The 15,065-nt window shown below is 51.6% G+C and carries 12 protein-coding genes and 1 pseudogene; 7 read left to right on the top strand and 6 right to left on the bottom strand.

The annotated features are described in order from the left end of the window. Positions 1-96: 96 nt before the first annotated feature. The 5 genes from OXF42_02630 to OXF42_02610 all read right to left on the bottom strand — a co-directional run bounded on the left by OXF42_02630 (position 97) and on the right by OXF42_02610 (position 7,348). Positions 97-2,181, bottom strand: a complete 2,085-nt coding sequence (locus OXF42_02630; GenBank protein ID MCY4046992.1) for a DUF87 domain-containing protein — start codon at positions 2,179-2,181, stop codon at positions 97-99. Beyond that, entirely contained in the window at positions 2,174-3,307 is a 1,134-nt protein-coding gene (locus tag OXF42_02625; protein ID MCY4046991.1) for a hypothetical protein, read from the bottom strand. Before OXF42_02625 ends, OXF42_02630 begins: the two co-directional genes overlap by 8 nt. 307 nt (positions 3,308-3,614) lie before the next feature. Beyond that, the gene (locus OXF42_02620; GenBank protein ID MCY4046990.1) at positions 3,615-4,868 is read right to left on the bottom strand and encodes an ATP-binding protein; all 1,254 of its coding nucleotides are present in this window, start codon (positions 4,866-4,868) and stop codon (positions 3,615-3,617) included. A 180-nt stretch (positions 4,869-5,048) separates the two neighbouring features. Then, on the bottom strand, positions 5,049-6,200 hold the full coding sequence (locus OXF42_02615; GenBank protein ID MCY4046989.1) for a hypothetical protein: 1,152 nt from the start codon (positions 6,198-6,200) through the stop codon (positions 5,049-5,051). Positions 6,201-6,352: 152 nt separating this feature from the next. After that, positions 6,353-7,348: a MoxR family ATPase gene (locus OXF42_02610; GenBank protein ID MCY4046988.1), complete on the bottom strand. Its 996-nt coding sequence runs from the start codon at positions 7,346-7,348 to the stop codon at positions 6,353-6,355. A 342-nt stretch (positions 7,349-7,690) separates the two neighbouring features. Between OXF42_02610 and OXF42_02605 the strand changes: the two are divergent. The 7 genes and pseudogenes from OXF42_02605 (at position 7,691) to OXF42_02575 (ending at position 13,506) form a co-directional block, all read left to right on the top strand. Then, positions 7,691-8,278 (top strand): annotated as a pseudogene (locus OXF42_02605) (transcriptional regulator). A gap of 25 nt (positions 8,279-8,303) precedes the next feature. Then, positions 8,304-9,779, top strand: a complete 1,476-nt coding sequence (gene guaB, locus OXF42_02600) for an IMP dehydrogenase (protein MCY4046987.1) — start codon at positions 8,304-8,306, stop codon at positions 9,777-9,779. Between the two features lie 19 nt (positions 9,780-9,798). Beyond that, positions 9,799-11,331: a glutamine-hydrolyzing GMP synthase gene (gene guaA / locus OXF42_02595; protein MCY4046986.1), complete on the top strand. Its 1,533-nt coding sequence runs from the start codon at positions 9,799-9,801 to the stop codon at positions 11,329-11,331. Positions 11,332-11,352: 21 nt separating this feature from the next. After that, positions 11,353-11,631, top strand: a complete 279-nt coding sequence (locus tag OXF42_02590; protein MCY4046985.1) for a type II toxin-antitoxin system RelE/ParE family toxin — start codon at positions 11,353-11,355, stop codon at positions 11,629-11,631. Positions 11,632-11,665: 34 nt separating this feature from the next. Then, positions 11,666-11,953 carry a HigA family addiction module antitoxin gene (locus OXF42_02585; GenBank protein MCY4046984.1) on the top strand — a complete coding sequence of 96 codons (288 nt, stop codon included), beginning with the start codon at positions 11,666-11,668 and terminating at the stop codon, positions 11,951-11,953. A 90-nt stretch (positions 11,954-12,043) separates the two neighbouring features. Beyond that, positions 12,044-12,343, top strand: coding sequence for a HigA family addiction module antitoxin (locus OXF42_02580; GenBank protein MCY4046983.1), 300 nt, complete (start codon positions 12,044-12,046; stop codon positions 12,341-12,343). Between the two features lie 251 nt (positions 12,344-12,594). Continuing rightward, entirely contained in the window at positions 12,595-13,506 is a 912-nt protein-coding gene (locus OXF42_02575; GenBank protein ID MCY4046982.1) for a hypothetical protein, read from the top strand. On the opposite strand, the gene OXF42_02570 is transcribed toward OXF42_02575, so the two are convergent. After that, on the bottom strand, positions 13,486-15,065 hold a 1,580-nt coding region (locus tag OXF42_02570), incomplete at its 5' end, for a helicase-related protein (GenBank protein MCY4046981.1). The two genes, OXF42_02575 and OXF42_02570, sit on opposite strands and share 21 nt — an antisense overlap.

Here is a 15,065-nt window from a genome sequence, read left to right as displayed (position 1 = left end):
CGGAGATTGAGAAAACGCTCGGCTACAAATACGGGGATGAGGTTATTCACCGCGATAATCTTGTGGTTTATGTCAAGTAGCGTCCCCATGGAACATCTAGGTTTTTATGGTAGTGGGTTTATTTTTTGCGGTGCGACGACCGAGAACCTTGTCCCATGCCGACTTGGGAACACAGTAGAAGCGCGAAAAAGATCCCGATTTACCCTCTCCCGAATCCCGGATTTCTACTTTCCCGAAAATTTGTTTGAGCAAAGAATTTTTTAGGCGATTGATCTCATCATTTGCCTTCGTTGGGGCAATTTCCCGTATCAAGTAAAACAACTGCCCCTCGGCAACACAAGCCGAATCTTTACTCATCTTCGTGCGTAGGTTGTCCGCCCGTAGCATTTTATCTACAAGTTTTTTTGCTAATGCCTCCTCTTCTTTTGCCTCATCCATGGCGACTTCCTCGCTACGGGGAATATCCGGCGCGTCCGGGGTGGCGCCTTGCTTGCGTTTATATTTTTCATCAAAGCTTTGCACCCGCATCGGCAACACAAAAGGCTGATGCGGTGCGCTCCACATAAAGCAATTACCGATAATTGGTTCAGCAACCATGTGCGCGAGAATGTCGTTTGAGAAATGCGAGTTGTATTTGCCCAGCACGGCGGCATCTCCTTGTGACAACAGGTGAAAGCAAAACCAGTTATCCACTTGGCTGAGCAACTGCCCTGAAATCGCGCCGGGTTGCTGAGTGACCAAAACCGCGCCTAAGTCGTATTTACGTCCTTCCTTCACCCACTCCACGAACGGGCTGGACTCGTCCATTCGTCCTGCGCCGAGAACCCGTTGCGCTTCCTCAATAACGGCAATAACCGGCAAGGGGCTATTGCCTCGGCTAGTGAACATCTCCTGATTCTTGGAAAAAATACTTCGCAACAGTAGCCCCGCCACCTTTTCACCTGCGCCGGAACTCAACATACTAAGGTCCACTATGACCACATAACCTTTTTCCAACAGCCGGGGCGCCTCAATGACCAATCGGCTTTTGGGGTCGTGCAACAGCCGGACAACCGTATTAATGTTGCTGATAGCCGCGCCGATTTCAGGGGAGTTGGCATTAATCTGTGTCTGGGTTTTATAGCCGAGGAGTTTCCCAATCTCGCTGAAGTTGTCCGGCAACTCGCCGCCGCCCGCGAACATATTCACCAAAGCGCTCCATTTATCTTGGGACATGAACATCATTTTTCTAACATTCTGCTGCTCCAGACGCTCTGGCGACAGGGCTACGGACAGCACATCTCCCGGCTTCAATGTGCGCAGGTCCAATTTGACTCCGCCAACCGTCCAATTGTCATAATCGTCATTTCTGGCAGGGCGGTTGGTGAACACGGCGAGCTTGTTTTTCAAGTGCGGGACATCGCACAGACCGGGGCGGTTGTTCACTTCGTTCGGCCAGAAATACTCACCGTCCGCATCAAAAATGACCGCTCCCACCGCCCGCCCGTCATTGGTTTTCGGTTTCTTGCTGTAGAGTTCGGCTATCAAGTATTTCATCAAGTTGGACTTGCCGTATCCAGCGCGGGCGAACACCGCAGTGCGACGGGCAATGAGATTGCGGATATTAAAATCTACTGACAGTTGTGGTTTCAAGTGAACATCATTGGCATCATTTTTCTCTTCGCCGGAGTAGATAAATTCGCCCAACGCAAAATCCCCAAGGTCGGTTCTTTCGTCTTCGGGACCGCATCCCAATCCACACAACTTCTTCAACACCTCCGAAGATGGCCAGGCAACCCTCGCGCCCAAATGCGGAAGCCTTCGTTGCGATGGGGCGAAACGGAACTTTTTACGCCTTAGTGCTCCCAACAGTTTTACTTGAACACGATATTTAAGTTTGCGTTTTTTTAAGTCTTCAGGAACAGGTGCTCTCCGCTCCCTCATTTTCTCTATGTAGTCTTCTCCCTCGGCAGAGGTCAACAATCCAGCCGGGGTCATTTTCGTAATACGCCCCAGTGCGGCTTCATCTGCGTTGGACAACTCCACCAAAATGAATTGTCCAAGTTGTGGTCGGGAAATTGCCTGTTGTTTGTAGGGAATTACTAAGTCAGCGGCGAACTCAAAACCTCGCTCGGCGAATCCTTTGAATGAACCGATGACATTTTCATTTGGAAACAGAATTGGGTCTTTGTCTTCACTCATGACGGTATCTTAAATCACCTGGGTCTTCGCGCAAGTGTCGGGCGCGTAGCGCTTTTTCGCGCTCTCCTTTCGACATGTTCGCAGTTATATGGTCAAACAGCAAGTCGTTCAGAAAAGAGAGTTCAATTCCCCCGATTTTAGCATGGTCATGTGCCTTTTGAATGCACATTGGAAAGTCTGGAATTGGAAAGCCGGGGCGAGCGTCCTCGGCCAGATAGCCGAGGATTTTTTCAGATTGGTCGGATTGTTGCACGAAAACATCCACCGGCCAAATAGGGTCCAAAGGATGGTCGCCGAATTTCACAAGAAACATCTCCGCCATGGACTGGTATTCTTGTCCGTCTGCCGTTTCCAGAGTGTCCAGCCAGCGCCGTTCGTAGAATTGTTGTGCGATTTCTTTCCGCACATGCACATAGCAAGGATAGTCTCGGTCAAACGCGCCCTCAAGCGACAGGGCAAAACGGAGTCGCTCCAGCAAGACGGTATTTTTTGCCACGCTGACGAAGAACATGTTCACCCCGCTTTTCTGCCGATGCTGTTCACAGGCGGCGCGGATATTTGAATCCAACTGATGAAAAACTTCCGGGTGGAAAGACCGGGTTCGCAATGCGCCTTCCCTCACCAGCAGGGTATCACTGCCCCATTCCCGTTCAGCGAGTAGGTGATAAAGCACCGCCCATTCCACAATGTCACGATAGATGCCCATCTTTTGCGGACGGGAAAGTCTTGCATTGCCCAAATAGGGCGACAAGTCTGACATGCGGGAGGCACCCAAGTCATGGCAAAGGCGGATAACCGGGTCAGTACGGGGCTGGCCAAAGAAGTCATCATCCACCGCCCCGGCAACTGCGTCCAACGCACATTCGCGGCCATTGGAATCCACCACGCGAACTAACTCCACAATAGCCGGAGTTCCGCCCGGTGCGGCGTTCAAGCGAATACGGTTATCCCCGCCGTCAGCGGCTACAAACGCCACTGCGCTGGCCTGTTGTCGACCCAGTTTGCGTACGCCATCTCTTACCTGTCCGGCGATTTCTCGCAGTCGCTCCAAATCTTTCCGTTCCGCCTCCCAAGCATCGGCGAGTTGACGCTTGACTATTTTCAAATCCAGATTTTCCAGTCCCATTTTCTAAACAAGTTGCTCCGCACGAACCATTTTCTCAGGGTTCACTGTATCAAAAAACATGGATGATGACATTGGTATCCGACAGGCTTTCTGTGCTCATTCGTTTCATCACGGGTGAACTTGCGCCAGCGAAATTTATAATTTAGTCTCCACACTTTTGCAAATAACAAGCCCGCGATTTTACTAATGAGTGTCTCGCGTTTTTACCAATAGACACCCCGCAGTTTTGATAACAAGAGGAAATAGTTCACCGTCATCGGGCATCTCCGTCCTTGTCGCGGCACGGGATAACGAAACGGGCAAACGCTCAAAACTTGCCGCTCAACCCGTCAATTGGCACAGCCCACAGTCCTTTTCCAAAACTGCCCGCATGTCCGCCGGCGTAAAGAACAACGCCCACAAACCGCCGCTTGCCCGCCATGTTGTCGCGAAACCACGCCAGATGTTTGAAATCCTCTTTCCTCGCAGTAGCGGCGGCTTTGACCTCCACACCCAGCAAAGCGCCGTCATCCCTCTCAATGATGAAATCTATCTCCCGCCCCTCTCGGTCACGGTAGTGGTATATCTCGTATTTGCCGCCCGCCGGGTCCGCATGAGCCGCCAGTTCGTTGTGAACATAAGTCTCCACCAGTTTGCCCGCGCTGTCGGAATCCCTTCCGACCCTCCCCGCGCGGAAACCGAGAATTGAAGCCATCAGGCCGCTGTCGGCCATAAGCAACTTGCTGCGCTTTCCAACCCGCCCGTAGTCGGTTTTTGTCCACGGAGGCACACGCTCAATCACAAACAACGCCTCCAGCGCGTTTATGTAAGACTCCAGCGTAGGGCGGCGGATGCCCAGTTTTCCGCCTATGCCCGCCACATCCATCTGCCTTGTTGACCACGCCGCCAGCGTCCTTGTCAGTTCGCGCATCGCCTCGTGCCGCCGGATGCGGGCGATGTCTGAAAGGTCGCGTTCCAGCAGGGCGGCAATATAGTCGTTGTGCCAGCGGGCGCGGGCGCGGCCGCTCTTCAATTTTACCGCTTCGGGAAACCCGCCCCTCAACGCCGTTTCTATTGTCCGCTCCCGGCCGCCCGCGCCGGGAACTTTGCCGCCGGTGAAATCCTTCCTGAAACAACGGTCTATAAAATCAGGGGCGGCTCCGGATATCTCCGCCTGCGAGAACGGCCTGAGGCGGACCTTCGCAATCCGCCCGGCAAGGGATTCACGCACGGCGGGCATGGAAGCGATGTTTGCCGACCCCGTCAGGATAAACTGACCGGGGCTGTTGTCTTCATCCACGGCCTTCTTTATCGCGGGAAGCAAGCGCGGAACCCGCTGGACTTCATCAATAATAAGAGTCTTGGTTTTCCCGCCGCGACGCACAAACCCTTCCGGGTCTGACTCCGCAAATTCCGCAAAAGTGGCGTCATCCAAAGTGCGGTATTCAACGGTATCGGAGGCAAGTTGCCTGACAAGGGTTGTCTTGCCGCACTGGCGGGGCCCGGCAAGCAGCACAATCCGCCGCTCGCGCATAAGCGCCTTGAAAGCCGCGCTCTGCCATCTGTCTACTTTTACACTCATTTCACTCCCGCGAAATTTATAATTCACTTCCCGCGTTTTTACTAACTGGAAGTCCGCATCTTTGTCAATAGCAAGCCCGCGATTTTATAAAAAAGAAGGTCGCGTTTTTACTAATAGTAAGCCCGCGAAATTTATAATTCAATCTCCGCGTTTTTGCTAATAGAAAGTCGGCGGATCTGCCTACAGTTTCCCCGTTACCGTGTGTATCCGCCCTTCAAACGCGGCTTTGATGGGGTCAAAACTGTCAGTGTTGTTTTCAGTGCGCGCCATGAACTTGTCTCTGCGCTCAACCTGCATAATCTTCTCGCTGTTTCTGTAGGCGACAAACTGCGAACCGCCGGTTTCCTCCGAGATTTTGCGAAGAATGGAGGGATAGGTTTTTGATCCGATGAATATGGAATGAATGCGGATTCCCTGCCGCCTCATCCGTTTTACCATGCCGCGCAACGGGCGAACCCTTCCTTGCGCCTGCCTGGCGAGGCGACCGGCATTCAGGTATTCCGGCAACTGCTTCTCGCCGCTTTGCGGACGGGAACGCAACCCCGGAGTCTCATCATCGTCCATTGATATGTCCCCCGAAGTGGGTATGCCGTCCGTTATGAAAAGCACATGCTTGTTTCTGCGCCCGCGCCCCCGAAACTCCGCAACCGTCCCCTTGAGCGCCTCCTCATAGTTCGTGTTGCCTGAACACTCCGTCTGCGAGGCGAGGTCAAGCAGGCGCGGATACTCCCTTGTGAAGAAGCCGCGCCCGCCGCCGCACCTTGCGTGAGGGTCGGCTTTATGGTTGAACTCAAGATATCCGACCCTCATGTTTTTTGTCCGCGCCAGTTCAATGACGCCGCGCACCACCGATGACGCCCAGTCGCTGTATTCGCCCATCATGGATGTGCTCACATCGCGCAAAACGGCTATCTCCCCGCCCGTGGATTCCTTTTCCCTCAACTGAATGCGCGGTAGCAGGGGCGAGGTGTTGTCAGACCAGAGGAAAAACTCCATAGGGTCGGAGTCTTCAATCTCAAGAGTGCGCATTCTTTTCCACTTCCTCGGCAGGCCGCCCGGATGGGACACTTTTGTCGCCATGCTTCTCTGAAAACTCCCCTCAAGAACCTTCATTATCATTTTGATATTTTTGGCGGTTTCGCGGTTTCTGCGCGCCGCCGCAGTGTTTTCATCAATATCCCCGGCGCGGAACGATTTGCTGGATGTGGTCTTTTCCGAAAGGTCTTTTTTCTCTTCCTCGCCCGCATCCTGGTCGGGCTGCCCCTTGGGGTCGGACGGAATGTCCATTCCCTCAGGCGGGGTCATCTTTTCCCTTTGAAGGTCTTCAAGCACGGCAAAGAAGGTTTCCCGCGCCTCGTCAAACTGCTCTTCGGTTTCCTTCTCTGCGTCCCGGTCGGGGAATTCCTGCTTTTCGTCTTCGGGAAAGTCTTTGTCAAACTCCGAGGCCGGTTCTTCCTCATCCGGCTTCTCGGGTTGTTCAGTCTTCAGTTGTTCGTTTTTTTTTTAGTGATTATCTGCTCAAGAATGGCGTCAAGTTGCGCGTAAACTTCCGGCGGAATGCGGAAAACGGTGATGTATTTCAGAACCTCAAGGTCTTTCATTGAGCAGGTTTTGCGGCCGTTGAGAACGGCGTGGGAGCGGATGATCTTCAGCGCCTTCACAAGGAAGGTTCTGTCCGTGATGAGAGAGTTGGTCTCATTGAGGCCGAAGTCTTCAACAAGGATGCGGATAAACTCCAGAAGCCCGTCCTGAACCTGCTTGGGTATCGGCGTTGATTTGACCCGCTCATGCAGTTCGTCAAGAGTCGCCCTCTCAAGAATTTTTGGCGGTTTCACATCCTCACCCCTTGATGAGTAAAGCGATATGATGTTTTCCGCAAGTTTCCAGTCTCTCTTGTATGAAGTTCCGAGGGACTTGATTTGCAGCACGAACCTGTCCAGATTGGCGGGGTCAAGCGGCTCGTTGTAGTATTCATCCGCAGTGGGGTTGCTGGTTGCGATTGCCGTCATCAGCGGCAGGTCGTCTTCAAAAAACTTTCTCTCGTTCAGTATCCGCAGGAGCACGTTCAGAGACTCTCCCGGAGCCCTTGATATGTCGTCAAGCAGGCATATTTCGGCGGTCAGAATGCCGCCTTTCACTATCTTCTGCCTGATGATTTCCTCGTCCCCGCTCGCCTCTTTGGATATCACCATGTCTCCCACGATTTCAGAAAGGCGGGTGTCTCTGTGGAGTTGGTAGAAGAAGAATTTGAGCCGGGCGCAGGAGGCGATTATCTCGGAGAGCATCGTCTTGGCTGTTCCGGGAGTTCCCTCTATGTATATGTGTTCCCTTGAAAGTATGCCGAGGAGAAGCGCCGTCTTTACCTCTTTGTGGCCGATTATGTGCCTGTCAAGCTCCTTCTGGATCTTCTGAAACAGTTGCTTGTGCATCTTCCGTCCCGGACGCTCAAGCATAATATACGCAAGCGCCCTTTTTAGCAACATCTTGATTTACGGAAAAATTTTGTTTAGATTAGCCTCTTAACACTTCCGATGAAGCCAACTTCAATAAAAATCAGCATCAGCCCGGACGGGCTTCTTCCCGAACAAAGCATTGAACTCGGGCGGACGCTCATGCCGGGCATACCGAAGAAACTTATGTCCGCCCTTGATTTTGAGAAGGTGGACGGCGACAGGAAAAACACCACTTTCATAGGCATTCTGCCGGTCTTTGTCGTTATCGGCGAGAAGACTCAGGAGATAGAGGTTGAACTCACGGTAGCCCACCCGGAGTTGCGCGACAAGGTTGTGGAGATATTCACCGCCGAGCCTCCCGCCGACCCGGCGGCGAAACCGGCGGTGAAATCCGCTGCCAAGCCCGCCCCCGCTTCCAAAGTCAAGCCCGCCGCCGCGCCGAAAAAGAAATCCGCTCCCGCACCCGCAACGAAGTCCACGCCAGAGCCCGCAACCAAGCCGGTTGCCAAGCCCGCGCCGAAGTCCGCATCAAAGCCGGAGACCAAGCCGACTGCCAAGCCCGCAACGAAGTCCGCATCAAAGCCGGAGACCAAGCCGACTGCCAAGCCCGCAACGAAGTCCGCATCAAAGCCGGAGACCAAGCCGACTGCCAAGCCCGCAACGAAGTCCGCATCAAAGCCGGAGACCAAGCCGGTTGCCAAGTCCGCAACGAAGCCCGCGACCAAGTCCGCATCAAAGCCGGCAGCCAAGCCCGCGCCGAAGCCCGCATCAAAACCCGCAGCCAAACCGGCTTCCAAGCCCGCAACGAAACCGGCGGCGAAGTCCGCGCCAAAATCCAAACCCGCGCCGAAGAAGAGTGCGAAGCCCGCTTCCAAAAAGGCGGCGGAGAAACCCGCCTCCGCAAAGAAGAGCCCCCCGGCGGCGAAAAAATCTTCAAAAGGGGGAAAAGGCAAGTAGCAGCCGCGTTCCCTCGCGTTTTGATATGCCCGAAAAAAAGATTGAACAGGCTCTCACTTTTGACGACATACTGCTTGTTCCGTCTCTTTCCGGCGTTTTGCCCGGTGATGCGGATGTTTCAACCCCGCTCACAAAATCCATCAATCTGAAAATCCCCCTGATAAGCGCCGCCATGGACACCGTTACGGAGTCCAGAACCGCGATAGCGATGGCTCAGGAGGGGGGAATCGGGGTGATTCACAGAAACCTTGACGTTGCCTCACAGGCGGCGGAGGTTGAAAAGGTGAAGAAGTTTGAGAGCGGCATGATAGTCAGCCCTCTCACCGTGCGGCCCTCCCAAACCGCAAGCGAGGCGCTTGAGGTGATGAACTCAAGGGGCATTACCGGGCTTCCCGTAACCGAGGATGACGGGACGCTTGTCGGCATAATCACCAACCGCGACCTCAGGTTTGAAAAGCGCCTGTCAAAGTCCGTCCGCGACATCATGACCCCGAAAGAGCGGCTGGTTACCGTCCGTGAGGGCAAGGTGACAACCGAGAAAGCGACCGGCCTTCTTCACAAATTCCGCATAGAGAAACTTCCCGTTGTTGACGCAAAGTTCCGTCTCAAAGGGATGATAACGATGAAAGACATTGAGAAAATACGCAGATTCCCCGATGCCTCAAAAGACAATCTGGGGCGGCTCAGGTGCGCGGCGGCGGTGGGTGTGGGACCCGACCGCGATGAGAGGGTTGACGCCGCGCTGTCCGCCGGGTGCGATGTCATATTTGTTGACACCGCGCACGCGCATTCCGACAGGGTCATTGAGAGCGTGCGCGGGATAAAGAAAAACTTCGGCGGCATTGAGGTTGTGGCGGGCAACATTGTAACCCGCGAGGCCGCAAGCGCGCTTATCTCCGCCGGGGCGGACGCGCTTAAGGTGGGTGTGGGTCCCGGCTCCATCTGCACCACAAGGGTTGTCGCCGGTGTGGGCATGCCGCAGATAACGGCCATTTCGGATGTCTGTTCGGTGGCGCGCAAGCGCGGCGTTCCCGTCATTGCGGACGGCGGGATCAAGTTTTCGGGGGATGTGGTAAAGGCGCTCGCGTTCGGGGCGTCTTCGGTGATGATAGGCAACATGTTTGCCGGAACGGACGAGGCCCCCGGGGAGACGGTTCTTTTTCAGGGCAGAACATACAAGGTTTACAGGGGCATGGGCTCTCTTGAGGCGATGCGCGGCGGGCTCAGCCGCGACCGCTACGCTCAGGAAGACATAGCGGAGTCCGGCAAACTGGTTCCCGAAGGCATAGAGGGCAGAGTTCCCTACAGGGGCAGCCTTGGGGGTGTGGTTTATCAGATAGTCGGCGGATTGAGAGCCGGAATGGGATATGCGGGTTGCGGGAACATCAAGCAGTTGAACAAATATTCAAAGTTTGTCCGCATAACAAACGCGGGGCACAGAGAGGGGCATGTTCACGATGTCATAATCACCCGCGAGGCGCCGAATTACGGTATGGAATAGGCGCGTCCGCGCAAGCAGAATGAAGCAAACCGTTCTTGTAATAGACTTCGGGTCTCAATACACGCAAAACATAGCCCGCCGCATACGCGAGCAGGGCGTTTTTTCTGAAATCAAGCCCCACACCGTTACCGCGGACGAGGTTAAAAAAATCTCTCCCTCCGCGATCATTCTTTCGGGCGGCCCCTCAAGCGTTTGGGATGAGGGCGCGCCCTCCCTTGACACCGCCATTATTGAATCCGGCGTTCCGGTTCTCGGCGTGTGCTACGGGATGCAGTTGCTTGTCCGCATGCTTGGCGGAGAGGTTGAGCATTCGGACGGCAGGGAGTTCGGCCCCGCCGAGATTGAGATATTGGACGGCGGCGGCCTGTTTTCGGGCATCCGGTCTCCCGCCGCCGTATGGATGTCTCACGGCGACAGGGTTGTCCGTCTGCCCGAAGGTTTTGTTGCGACCGCGCGCACCGCGAGCGCTCCGGTGGCGGCTGTAAGGCATGAAAAAAGGAGGATTTTCGGAACGCAGTTTCATCCCGAAGTGGCGCACACGCCCGGCGGCGGGGAGATGCTTTCCAACTTTCTGTTTAACATTGCCGGTTGTGAAAAGTCGTGGACGCCGGAGGCGTTTATTGAGAGCGTTGTGGCTTCCGTTAAAGAGCGTGTGGGTTCTTCGCGTGTTATCTGCGCTCTTTCCGGCGGTGTGGATTCTTCGGTAACCGCCGCCCTTGTTCGCGAGGCGGTCGGAAGCGCTCTTGTGTGCATATTTGTTGACACCGGGTTGCTTCGCCTCGGCGAGGGTGATGATGTTGTCCGCATGTTTTCGGAGTCGGGAATTGAGGTCAAGCGCGTAAATGAGGAGGAGCGTTTTCTCGGCAAACTCAAGGGTGTTTCCGACCCGGAGGAGAAGAGAAAGATAATAGGGCGCGAGTTCATAGCGGTTTTTGAGCGCGAGGCAAAGAGTATAGAGGGCGCGGAGTTTCTTGCTCAGGGAACTCTTTATCCCGATGTGATAGAGAGCGCGAGTGTGCCGGGAGCGGCGGTTACGATAAAGACGCACCACAATGTGGGGGGGCTTCCTGAGAGGATGAATTTGAAACTGATTGAGCCGCTCCGTGAACTTTTCAAGGATGAGGTTCGCCGGGTGGGGCGGGCGCTTTCAATTCCCGAAGTTCTTTTGAATCGTCATCCGTTTCCGGGACCGGGGCTTGCGATACGCATACTTGGGGAAATATCGGCGGAAGCCCTTGATATGCTCAAACGCGCCGATGCCATATACATTGACGAGATACGCAAGGCGGGGCTTTACGATAAAATCTGGCAGGCGTTTGCGGTTTTTCTTCCCGTCCGCACGGTGGGGGTGATGGGAGACAACAGGACTTATGACAATGTGATTGCGCTGAGGGCGGTTACAAGCACCGACGGGATGACGGCGGACTGGGCGAAGATACCGCCGGAGGTTCTTGAGAAGACTTCAACGAGGATAATAAATGAGGTTCGGGGAATAGGGCGGGTGGTTTATGACATATCCACCAAGCCGCCGGGGACTATTGAGTGGGAGTGAGAAGGGCGGGGATTCTTTTTCATGATTCAGTCTTTTGCCGATAAGGAAACCGAAACTCTTTTTAATTCAGGCGAAAACCGCAAGTTCGGCAAGGTTTCACGCGTTGCTTTGAGAAAACTTATTCAGGTGAATCAGGCAAGAGACCTTAATGACCTCGCCGTTCCGCCGGGCAATCAGTTAAAACCGCTTTCGGGGAAGTTGAAAGGGCGTTATTCAATTCGCGTCAATGAACAGTGGCGCATTGTGTTCAAATGGTCGGATGAAGGTCCTGAAAAAGTGGCGATGGTTGACTACCATTGACTTTGCCCGTATAACGCTATAGGTTATAACCGTTATGAGCAATCCAGTAACACCGGGCGAGATTTTGCTTGAGGAGTATTTGAAGCCGATGGGCATCTCTCAAAACGCCATGTCTCGCGCCATAGGGGTCTCCCCGCGCGCGATTAACGAGATAGTTCTTGGCAGGCGTTCCATTACGCCTACAATGTCAGTTCGCTTCGGAGCGTTTTTCGCGCAGTCTGATGAGTTTTGGCACGGCATTCAGGTTGAGTGTGATTTTCGCGCTCTGGCTTCCAAGAAGAAACAGTTAACAGCGAAAGTAAGACCGGCTTCATCTTTGTGAGCGGAGGCGTCCATAGTGTCCACCGGGTTCGCTGAGGCGCGTCCGGTCAATCGGAGGTGGCGAAACCGCCTACGAGTGAGAAGGAGAAAAATGGCTAAACTAAAACCCATACATCCCGGAGAGGTTCTGCTTGAGGAGTTCCTAAAGCCGATGAATATAAGCCAGTATCGGCTTGCGAAAAGCATCTCTGTTTCATCGCGGCGTATCAACGAGATTGTTCACGGGACAAGAAGCGTTTCCGCAAACACGGCGCTTCGTCTTTCAAAATACTTCGGCACTTCGCCGGAGTTTTGGCTCAATCTCCAACTCCGTTGCGACCTTGAGACGGAACGGGATAAGGTTGGAAGGAAGATTAACAGGGAAGTTGCTTTGCATAAGACCGTTGCTTGAAGAAGGCGGGGTGTCCCTTTTATAACGGCGGGCGGCGGAGTCGTCTGCAAGTCATTCCGTGCTCCGACACGGAATCCAGAAGGGGGTGGGGCGGAATGGCAGTTGTTACCATTTGGGCGCACAACTTGCTAATGGAATGTCAAATGTGGATGAATGGGTTATATTAACGCTTAATCATGAAGGCAAGTCCTACAATACGAAACTCTGCAAATAACTTTGTATGTCTCTATAGTCGCTTGTGTGGTTAGAAGATGTGTGAGCCATTACAGATTTATGATGCTCTTTGTAGCTTTCAAGACAAATCTTTATACAGAGGTTCCATAGATCTTCTAAATGCTTTGAACTTCACAAGTGAAAATGAGGGAATATACGAAACTGACGGGACAGTAGATGGTTTCAGAGATGTTTTCCTTGATCTATGTGAAAAGTGGACTGATAAAGATTTGTGTTTAATTAAGAGTTCTATTGATGAAGTGTATTTTCTCTTCCAAATCAGTAATGAGAATACATATATTGAGCCTTCAGAAAGCGATGACACTATTGCTCGATCACTTTTCTTTTTATGCTCTACTCTAAAGAATGCAAAACCTAGCAAATTGAATATCTCTAATCTTGCTTATGCTTTCAACAAGATTTTTCCCTCTCCTGTGATTTGTTTGTTTGTCTATGGTGAGCATATGGCGTTCGCCACATTCAGAAGGCGACCGCAAAAGAGAGATAGGGACTTGGATACACTTCAAGGCCCTCTTTTTGTACGAGGTATTAGTATAAAGAACCCTGATATTCACCAATCTCAACGTTTGTCGGAATGGAGGAAACAGGAAACATTCGCTGGAATAATTCAAGAAATTTTACACCTTGGTCGAGAAGAAGAAAAAGAAATGTCCGATCAAGACTTCTTCTCACAATGTGTTGATCTGCTTCTTCAAGACTTGCCACCTTCTTATCTTTCTAAACATGTTGATAGTGTCCAGAGAACAATTGCAACCCTTTCAAACTTCTTTGATAGGAACTTTTCTTCCAGAGGGACACATGTCAAGTTTGATATTTCAAGCAGAATAGAAGAGAGGATTCTGGAATATAAGAATGAAATTGACTCACAAAGTAGTGAAAACATTTTTAGAGCAGATACTGTTCATTCTTCACTTCTCTTTGATTACTAACCAAGTAACTAATTCAAACTCATCAGGGATTTCACTCTTTTTGGGAATAGTGCCATCTCTGCCCATTGTCTTTAACCTTTTTATTCCTTGTCTAAGAAAGTTTTTTCGTATGTTTTCAGTTGCCCCCTTTAAGAGATTGCTGTAGTGCCTCATTTCTTTTCCGTTGACCGTTTCTTTGTCAAACATTTCGCACAGGGACTTGTTAGGCTTGTTTTTGTCTCTACATAGTTCTCCGAACATTCCGAGAATGTGTTTTGCTTGTGCGTCGTAGGTGTATCTGACATTGCCATCTTCTCGCACGTAAGTGAGAAAATAAGGGTTTGTTGGGTGATCCCCTTGGTTTCCATCATGTTGACGCAAGCAGAATATCACTCCGGGTTTTATTAAGTCGGAGGATTTATCAGAATGAGTAACTGCATAGAGGCCGTAAGGTGAATTTTCCAGTGCCTTCCTGTTCTTCTCCAGATAGGACAGCAATTCAACAAGAAAATCATCCAATGTGAAATCGCTAAGACCTTCATTATCTTCCAGACCATCAACTCCTGAATCGCGCAGACTTTTCATTTGTCTATCTCTAAAGGTTATTTCTTGCTTTGATTCCTCTCTTAAATTGAGAATGTCATCCTCTCCTGTGGCTGTAGCGTCCATCAATGCCATTCTTGCTTCAACACGGCTCGTAAGGTTCAGGTAACGGTTAAGGTCTTCCGTAGGCCAGAAGTTGACCATTTGAATGTTTTTGTGGCGGCTTCCTATACGGTCTATGCGACCAAATCTTTGCATGAGGCGCACGGGGTTCCAGTGTATGTCATAGTTAATAACTACAGGACAATCTTGCAGGTTTTGACCTTCCGATATGCAATCGGTAGCAATCAATATGTCTATTTCATCATTGCTTTCGTTTTCTGAATCACGACCACGTGCTATTGGGGCAAAATTAGTCAAGATTTCCTGAAAACTGTTGCTTCCCATTTTACTTTTGTTTTCTCCTGTTCCTATAACCAATGCCATGTTGACTTGTTTTTCTTCCGCCCAACTTTCAAGATTCTTGTAAAGATATTTCGCTGTGTCAGCAAACGCTGTGAAAACCAAGCCTTTATTACGCACACGGCGATCATATTTGTCTTTTCTTGGAGATTGTATTATGCCTTCCAAGACTTTGCGAAGGCATTGCAGTTTGGCATCTCTTTGCTCATCAATTTGAGAGGACTGTGAGTGTATCTCCTGAAGCAAGGAGAGATCGTTTTGCAAATCTTTCTTCCATTCCTCAGTTTTCAAGTCTTTCAACTTATACTCTTTTCTCTTACCAACAATGAAGTCGTCATCTTCTTCATCATTGTCCGGAGTAGTGGCGTCTGTCAGAGAAAGATATTCATCTTTCTTTTTCTCGTAAAGGTCTATTTGTTCTATTATTTTCTCCATTTTTTCAATGGTGCGTCCCAGTGTCAGATTGAACGCATACGCTGAACTTTCCAGACGCTTCATCATGTTGACCCGCATCATTCCAATCAAGAAGTTTTCCCGTTCTTCTTGGTTCGCCAGATTGGACTGCTTTTTCTGTT

Source organism: Candidatus Dadabacteria bacterium (genome assembly GCA_026708565.1).
Classification (GTDB): Bacteria; Desulfobacterota_D; UBA1144; order Nemesobacterales; family Mycalebacteriaceae; genus Mycalebacterium.
Note: the sequence above shows the minus strand (reverse complement) of the source record. Positions and strands in the feature narration are given on the sequence as shown.

Coding starts and splice junctions, on each gene's coding strand:
- OXF42_02630 (MCY4046992.1), bottom strand. CDS start 2,181: ATGAGTGAAGACAAAGACCCAATTCTGTTTCCAAATGAAAATGTCATC.
- OXF42_02625 (MCY4046991.1), bottom strand. CDS start 3,307: ATGGGACTGGAAAATCTGGATTTGAAAATAGTCAAGCGTCAACTCGCC.
- OXF42_02620 (MCY4046990.1), bottom strand. CDS start 4,868: ATGAGTGTAAAAGTAGACAGATGGCAGAGCGCGGCTTTCAAGGCGCTT.
- guaB (MCY4046987.1), top strand. CDS start 8,304: ATGCCCGAAAAAAAGATTGAACAGGCTCTCACTTTTGACGACATACTG.
- guaA (MCY4046986.1), top strand. CDS start 9,799: ATGAAGCAAACCGTTCTTGTAATAGACTTCGGGTCTCAATACACGCAA.
- OXF42_02590 (MCY4046985.1), top strand. CDS start 11,353: ATGATTCAGTCTTTTGCCGATAAGGAAACCGAAACTCTTTTTAATTCA.
- OXF42_02585 (MCY4046984.1), top strand. CDS start 11,666: ATGAGCAATCCAGTAACACCGGGCGAGATTTTGCTTGAGGAGTATTTG.
- OXF42_02580 (MCY4046983.1), top strand. CDS start 12,044: ATGGCTAAACTAAAACCCATACATCCCGGAGAGGTTCTGCTTGAGGAG.
- OXF42_02575 (MCY4046982.1), top strand. CDS start 12,595: ATGTGTGAGCCATTACAGATTTATGATGCTCTTTGTAGCTTTCAAGAC.